The following is a 735-nucleotide window of genomic DNA, read 5'->3' as shown; positions in this document are numbered from 1 at the left end:
GGATCGGCGCGGCCGCGGCCGGGATCGTGGCTGCGGTCGTCCCGGAGGCCGAACCGGCGGGGGCCGCCAGGGCCTGCCGGCGCCCCTTGGCGGCGAGGCGGTCGGCGCGCTCGTTGCCGACCTCGCCCGTATGGCCGCGGACCCAGGTCCAGCGCACGTCGCGCCGGGCCGCCAGGGTGTCGAGGGTCTGCATGAGGTCGACGTTCTTGACCGGGCCGGTGCTGGTGCGCCAACCCTTGGCCTTCCAGCCCTTCATCCATTCCGTCACCGACTTGATGACGTACTGGCTGTCGCAGCGCATCTCGATGGCGGCGCCCTCGGGGAAGTGGGCGAGGGCGCTGATCGCCGCCGTGAGCTCCATGCGGTTGTTGGTGGTGGAGCGGTCGCCGCCGCAGAGTTCGACGGTCCCGGTCTCGGCCTGGATCACCACGCCCCAGCCGCCGGGGCCGGGATTGGGGTCGCAGCCGCCGTCGGCGTAGACGATGGTTCGCATGGGGATCGCACTCGGGTCCGGGGGAGGCCGTCTGGCTTCGGGCGCCGCCCATAGCACGGGCCGCCCCCGGTCCGGCACCCCGACCGGGGGCGGCGCCGTCGGCTCAGCGCGGATTCCGCCAAGTGCCGGCGGGCTGGCTGGCGGGCTGGGTGACGGCGGGCGGACGCGGGGCCGGCACCGACCCCGTCGTCGCCGGGACCGGCCGGCGGGCCTCGGCGCCGCGCTCGGCCACGGTCACGGGC

The 735-nt window shown here is 76.2% G+C and carries 1 protein-coding gene; it reads right to left on the bottom strand.

From position 1 onward, the window contains the following. On the bottom strand, positions 1–493 hold a 493-nt coding region (gene rnhA, locus FV218_RS22470; protein WP_147711609.1), incomplete at its 3' end, for a ribonuclease HI. Positions 494–735: the final 242 nt, after the last annotated feature.

Source organism: Methylobacterium sp. WL69, assembly GCF_008039485.1.
Classification (GTDB): domain Bacteria; phylum Pseudomonadota; class Alphaproteobacteria; order Rhizobiales; family Beijerinckiaceae; genus Methylobacterium.
This window is presented reverse-complemented; position numbering and strand designations above follow the sequence as displayed.